Here is a 6,000-nt window from a genome sequence, read left to right as displayed (position 1 = left end):
ACCAACCGCTATCGCAGTTAGCCTAATTATCATATCATATTACTGATATAACGTCAACCAGAAGTTTGATTTAACAACGTTTCTAGCTGTTTGTCATCGCTAAGCGACAGCTTTATAAGAATATCATATTACCATCGGCTTTGTCAACAACCATTTTCATTTAAGTAATTGGTCTAGTCAACGAATCGCCGTGACAACGTATATAACTATACCAACCCAGCTCTCATGCGTCAACTAAAAGATGAAAATAATCGAATCTTTTTTCAAAGGCATATCTTATAGTTGTAAGCACGGATTATAGTTACCTGACGGCCGTGTGTTTCCTAATTTTTAGGCTTCCTGCGTTCGCTTTTTTTCGATAAAGAAAAAGTGCGGTCGACCAAGAACGTCGCCCACACTCATCAAACAAGCTCTATTTAGTTACCCGAACTAGGAAGTAACGCTTCTTCCCACGCCGTACAATGACAAATTTTCCATCAAAAGCACTCGTAGGGTCAATATCTACATCTGTAGCCGTAACCTTTTCTCCATTAATCCGAATGGCACCATTGGTCAAATCTTCTCGAGCTTGACGACGAGAGGACTCAATCTTAGTATCGTCAACCAGCCATTCAACAATATTCTTCCGATCCGCATTGACCGTCACAGCAGGCATCTTCTTAAAGCCCTGTTCAATTTCACTAGCAGTTAAATCAGCGACATCCCCGGAGAACAAGGCCTTCGTAATGTGTTGAGCTTCAACCACGGCTTCTTTCCCGTGAACAAATTCGGTGACTTCTTCTGCCAAGCGAATCTGGGCTTCACGCTTTTCGGGGTGATCAGCCACCGTGGCTTCCAAGCGTTTGATCTCATCCTCATCAAGGAAGGTAAAGTACTTCAAGAACTTGATCACATCGCGGTCATCTGTGTTAATCCAAAATTGATAGAACTCGTACGGTGAGGTCTTTTCTGGATCGAGCCAAATATTGCCGCCTTCGGACTTACCAAACTTCGTTCCATCAGCCTTCAACAACAATGGGATGGTCAACCCGTAAGCCCGAGCATCCGCACCGTGTTGCTTGTGGATCAAGTCAATTCCAGCCGTAATGTTGCCCCATTGGTCGGCTCCACCAATTTGCAATTGAACATCTTCCGCTTCAAAGAGGTGTAAGAAGTCAATTGATTGCAAGATCTGGTAAGTGAATTCCGTGTATGAAATCCCCACTTCCAACCGCGATGCCACAACTTCCTTGTTCAACATGTTGTTTACGTTAAACAACTTCCCGTAATCCCGCAAAAAGTCTAATAAGGAAACCTTAGAAAGCCAATCGTAGTTGTTCACAATCTTGAAAGACCCGTCTTGTCCAAACAGATGCTCCATCTGCTTCGTCAAGCAATCTTGATTATGACGCACTTGGTCCATCGTCTGAAGCACCCGTTCAGCCTTCTTGCCAGAAGGGTCACCAATTGACCCGGTTGCCCCACCAATCACAATGTATGGTCGATGGCCAGCCAATTGGAATCGTTTCAGAATCATAAAGGGAATCAAGTGTCCAATATGCATGGAGTCCCCAGTAGGGTCAATCCCAGCGTATAACCCCACTGCCTTTTCATTAACTAACTTGCCCAGACCATCTTCATCGGTCTGCTGATTAACGGCGCCACGCCATTTTAACTCATCAATAATAGACATATACATTTCCTCCTAGAGTTTAAGCTCAACAATAAAAAAGTCCCTAATGGCCAATGCCATCAGGGACGAATTAAAATCCGCGTTACCACCCAAGTTGTTGTCAATTGACAACCGCTCGTCATCTTTAACGGAATGACCCGCCGAATTAACGGCCGCTCCCCAGCGTAATTCATCAAGACGGATAGCCTAACTTCCAGCACCGTTAGGTCTCTTTACCAGAGCCGCCTTCACTACTCAACTGGTTCTTCGCTTATGAAACTGATGATACCGGGAGTCTCGTAAAAAGTCAATACACCGCGTTAAAACAGGCCGCGAATACTTTCCCAGACAATCTGACAGTTCAAAATGGTCAGAACCACCGTACACGTCCAAGCCGCAATCGTTACCCAAGGCTTATTGACCCATCGTTCGCCCATAATCTTCTTCGATGATGTAAAGACGGTTAGCGGAATCATCGAGAATGGCAAGGCAATTGACAGAAAGACTTGCGAATTCACCAACAAGTTATCTAGCGCCGTTTCATCCCCACCGAACCAGATGGTCACAATGATCACGGGGGCCACGGCAATTAGCCGCGTCAATAACCGGCGAACCCACAAGGGCACCTTCAGGTTAATAAAACCTTCCATGGTAATTTGTCCCGTCAAGGTTCCCGTAATCGTTGAATTTTGACCGGAAGCCAACAGGGCAACGGCAAACAAGGTTGATAACAACGGTGAAGCCACGGCACCAGCCAGCTTATTATCTTGAAGCGCTGCGTATAAGTTCCCAAAGGTCCCCAGTTGATCGGCCCCCTTGCCAAAGAACATTGCAGCCCCCAAGAGTAAGAGTAAGCAGTTAATCACGAACGCACCGAACAGTTGAATGTTAGAGTCCCACGTGGTGAACTTCACGGCCCGAGCCATTTCGCTCGGATCCTCACGATTGAATTTTCGCGTTTGTGAGATTGATGAGTGCAGGTATAGGTTATGTGGCATCACCGTGGCCCCAACAATCCCCAAGGCCATCGTTAACTGACCGGAGTGCATAATTTCCGTCCGCGGAACAAAGTTTGCCACAGCGGCCCCCATATCGGGCTGTGCAATAATCACTTCATAGGCAAAGACAACCAAGATAACGGCAATCAGACAGATAACAATCGCCTCAATCTTCCGAAATCCTAATTTCGTTAACAATAATAGAAGTAATACATCAAAAACGGTCAAGGAAACGCCAATGATCAGTGGCACCCCAAATAGTAACTGGAGCGCAATGGCTCCCCCGATAACTTCCGCGATATCCGTGGCCATAATGGCTAATTCGGTCACAACCCAGAGCACCGCGCCAATCCGCTTCGTCGTATGTGCTCGAGTAGCTTGAGCCAAGTCCATCTGCGTCACAATTCCCAGTTTAGCCGCCATGTATTGTAATAACATCGCGATTAAACTCGAAATCAAGATCACAGACATTAGTAGATAGCCATACTTGGCTCCCCCACCGATGGACGTTACCCAGTTACCTGGATCCATGTACCCCACGGCAACCAGTGCCCCTGGCCCAGAAAAGGCCATCAGGTTCTTCCAGAATCCTTTTTCCTTCGGAATCGTGACCGTTCCATTGATTTCTTCCAATGACGGTCCGTTTGCGGAGCCCATCAAATCACGTGGCTTCGTTGAAACGTTGTCTGTCATAATTTCCACTCCTCTTCTTATCTAGGTATCCCACCATTATACCGATGGGTCGGCAATTGTAAAGCGTTTTTTAATGTCCCCTAACATTTAACCAGTCCGACCCCATAACCCATTTAGTCGCTAAATACCCCTTCAGGATGGTCTTCTTAACTTACCAGACATTAAAAAAATCATAGTCAACTTAATCAAATTAAAAAAGCTAGCCCGTAGGTTAGCTTTTTTTGGTCAAGATTTAAACTGAGGCGAGCCGTAGCTGACTGAGCGTACTAGCTAAAATATTCGGTAATTTCTCTGTAATCAATGTCAGTTTCCTGGCGCCAAGATCCGTCACTTCTAAGTAACGGCGCCGACGATCCTGTTCTGCGACCCGTTGCTGCAGGTAGCCCCGCTTGCACAGGTCCACAACCATATTAGACGTCCGGGTAGCCGAAAATCCTAGTTTCTGGGCTACTTGCGCGACGGTTAAGCGATCTGCGGCAACATATCCTAACATCTGACACTGCGGTAAATTCAGGTCCAACTCACCAAGTGGCTGATTGTAACACTGCGTTACCAGACTATAAATCTGAGTTAACTGCTGTAACTGGCCCGTTTCTATCAAAACCGGTCACTCCCCTCGTTAGCAGAATTGTATCCGGTTTCATTGTAGCACTTACCAGCCATGCTCGCTGGTAAAGATCCGCCTACCCCTGGTCAAACGGGCCCTGCGACCGATTGTGGAAATCGAGGGCAAAGAGCGACAATTCATGGTGTCGTAATGTTCGAATTAGCCGGTCCAGGTTGGACCCATAGCTTAATTCCTTAATCCAGTGGAAGGTTTCAATTCCCTGGCGCTTAGCAAAGTCCACCGCTAGGGGATCGGTCCCGTAGATCACCAAATAATTATCGCGGTGTTTGGGATCGACCAAGGTTTGCGAGGTCAACAGGCTCAGATGGACCACGCCACTCAGCAGTCGGTTGAAAATATCGGTTGTGACCCCAATCATTTCGTAAGTCACGAGGATTTCAACCTTGGCCGCAGTCAGAGTTAAGCCATTCGTGTATTTACTCAAATAACGTTGAACCAGTCGCAAATCATTTTGTCCAACCTGTTGCGGGTAGAGCCGCGCTAGGTTAGTGGCAATTGCCAGGGCTGCCGCCTTTGACGCCGCCGTAGGTTTATACAACGCCGTAATTTCTGGGCGAAGCAAGGGATCGACACGGTATAACAACATAAATTGACACAGTGAAAATAACCAGTTAGCAAACCAATCCCGCCCGGTCGCATAGTCGCTTAATGCCGCCAGTTCCGGCGCCATTCGGTAGTCTCCGCGGCGTTGCTTCAACCCTTGATAGAGTCGTTGCATGGCTTGCGGTTGCAAGGCCCGAACAAAATACGGTGAGCTCGTTAACAAGTAGTCTAGTGTTGCCAGTTCGGCCAGAGCCTCTTGCGGCGAATCCCCGAGCTCTCTTTGAAAGACACCGGCCAACTCACGCAGGTCGGTCAGATGACCTAACGGCAAGCGTAATTGTGGAAAACGATGGCCATGAAGCAAGCGGACCAAAGCAATCCCAATCAAGAGCTCCCGCCGCTGCTGTAAACTGGCCGAGTCCTGGTAAAATTTAGCCGAAGTATAGGTCTCTGCGATCGTATTCTTCAGACTAGAGAATTCCTTAGGCAAGGTTGGTAAATCTTCGACCGGCGTCAGAGTCGTGGTAAAGAAGGTAAAATAAATCAGCTGAATCAGTGACTCATCCCCCTTAATTCGTAGCGGACTCACCGTCAGTTGCAGGTTGTACTGCGCCAGCTGAGCCTTCATTGGCCGCAGTCGCCGATTAAAAGTTGACAGACTAATCTCATGTTCCTGGCAAAATTCGGCCGTCTGTGAATAGGATTCTTCCAAGGTGGCCATCACCACTTGATATGGCACACTCTGCACATACAACCAGTGACGGTAATCATCCAAGTTAACCGTCGTCCGCAGATGGTCCTTAGTAAGCACCGTTTGTGCATCCAAGACTAGCAGATCCGTTCTTAAGTTTAGCAACACGTGGTAGGCCCGTGAATAGCTCACATCGGCCTCGGTCGCAAAGTCGGTCAGGTTGAAATCCCCCTGCTGATCGTCAATGAACGTTAGCAATTGGACCCGCAGTAGTTCCTTACTCGTCAACATTGCAAAGTCTATTTTCACTTGAATCCTCCCCCTGAAAGGATAGCAAAGGGCCTCTAAGCCTGGCTCGCGCCAAAGACTTAGGGGCCCGGAGATTTCTCGTCGCTATCCGTCGTTAGTCAATACTGGTTACAGTGACGCCTTGCGCATCAAATTCTGCCAGAGTTTCTTTTAAAATAATTCGGGGATCATCGTAGCGAATTCCCGGCAGGAGGCTACTGATGTAATTCCCGGTCAACTGACCTTCACTTACTTCTGGAGAAACTCGAACATCTTGACCTTGGTCCGTTGACAACGTCACACTTTGTCCCGCTGTTAACCGGTCCACCAATGGTAAGATTGGCATCTCTTGCATCATTCCGATCACCCTCCTAATCTAACTTTCACCTATTATTCTACCACGCCCACTCGCGAAGAACCGTCCCCACGCCTGATAAAATTAGCGGTCATTATAAATAGAATTATTAAAGATTAGGTTTTCACCACATTTGAATCCAGGCGCCACCTG

Annotated in this window: 5 protein-coding genes and 1 other annotated feature; all 5 genes read right to left on the bottom strand. The window is 47.4% G+C overall.

What is annotated here, in order from left to right; all coding sequences use genetic code 11:
* Positions 1-412: 412 nt before the first annotated feature.
* The 5 genes from tyrS to LSE01S_RS05490 all read right to left on the bottom strand — a co-directional run bounded on the left by tyrS (position 413) and on the right by LSE01S_RS05490 (position 5,850).
* On the bottom strand, positions 413-1,672 hold the full coding sequence (gene tyrS / locus LSE01S_RS05510) for a tyrosine--tRNA ligase (protein ID WP_061776632.1): 1,260 nt from the start codon (positions 1,670-1,672) through the stop codon (positions 413-415).
* A 58-nt stretch (positions 1,673-1,730) separates the two neighbouring features.
* Positions 1,731-1,928, bottom strand: a binding site (T-box leader).
* A 43-nt stretch (positions 1,929-1,971) separates the two neighbouring features.
* Positions 1,972-3,342 carry an Nramp family divalent metal transporter gene (locus tag LSE01S_RS05505; protein ID WP_061776631.1) on the bottom strand — a complete coding sequence of 457 codons (1,371 nt, stop codon included), beginning with the start codon at positions 3,340-3,342 and terminating at the stop codon, positions 1,972-1,974.
* Between the two features lie 232 nt (positions 3,343-3,574).
* A complete protein-coding gene (locus tag LSE01S_RS05500; RefSeq protein WP_061776630.1) occupies positions 3,575-3,943 on the bottom strand; it encodes a MarR family winged helix-turn-helix transcriptional regulator in 369 nt (122 codons plus the stop codon).
* Positions 3,944-4,025: 82 nt separating this feature from the next.
* Positions 4,026-5,513: a helix-turn-helix domain-containing protein gene (locus tag LSE01S_RS05495; RefSeq protein ID WP_061776629.1), complete on the bottom strand. Its 1,488-nt coding sequence runs from the start codon at positions 5,511-5,513 to the stop codon at positions 4,026-4,028.
* Positions 5,514-5,607: 94 nt separating this feature from the next.
* A complete protein-coding gene (locus tag LSE01S_RS05490; protein WP_061776628.1) occupies positions 5,608-5,850 on the bottom strand; it encodes a hypothetical protein in 243 nt (80 codons plus the stop codon).
* Positions 5,851-6,000 lie beyond the last annotated feature (150 nt).

The organism is Levilactobacillus senmaizukei DSM 21775 = NBRC 103853 (assembly GCF_001592085.1).
GTDB lineage: Bacteria > Bacillota > Bacilli > Lactobacillales > Lactobacillaceae > Levilactobacillus > Levilactobacillus senmaizukei.
Note: the sequence above shows the minus strand (reverse complement) of the source record. Positions and strands in the feature narration are given on the sequence as shown.

What these genes read in the sequence shown, in the direction of transcription:
- tyrS (WP_061776632.1), bottom strand. Translation starts at nt 1,672, where the DNA reads ATGTCTATTATTGATGAGTTAAAATGGCGTGGCGCCGTTAATCAGCAG.
- LSE01S_RS05505 (WP_061776631.1), bottom strand. Translation starts at nt 3,342, where the DNA reads ATGACAGACAACGTTTCAACGAAGCCACGTGATTTGATGGGCTCCGCA.
- LSE01S_RS05490 (WP_061776628.1), bottom strand. Translation starts at nt 5,850, where the DNA reads ATGATGCAAGAGATGCCAATCTTACCATTGGTGGACCGGTTAACAGCG.